The 259-nt window shown below is 60.6% G+C and carries 1 protein-coding gene; it reads right to left on the reverse strand.

What is annotated here, in order from left to right; translation table 11 throughout:
* Window positions 1-259 (reverse strand): TonB-dependent receptor domain-containing protein (locus tag ACLJNW_RS26255; RefSeq protein ID WP_410961513.1); only part of this gene is annotated, 259 nt, incomplete at both ends.

Raw genomic sequence — 259 nt, forward strand, 5'->3', positions numbered from 1 at the left:
TTCCAGAAGTGGCTGTTGTTCTCGCGCTTGAAGTAGCCGGCGGGACCGTTGCGGCCAGCCGTCTGGTAGCCGCTGGACTTGGTATCGAAGTCGTCGTAGCGCAGACCGAGATTCAGCTCCCATTGTTCGCTTAGCTTCAGGGTATCGAACACATAAGCCGCGCTGGTCTTGGTGTCGGTATCGGTATAGGCCAGGCCGTCGGTGATGCTGCCGGTCCAGTTGTCGCCCGGAGTCGGGCGATTCAGGCTGGTGCAGTCGC

The sequence above is a fragment of the Salmonella sp. SAL4457 genome (assembly GCF_046548235.1).
GTDB lineage: Bacteria > Pseudomonadota > Gammaproteobacteria > Enterobacterales > Enterobacteriaceae > Salmonella > Salmonella enterica.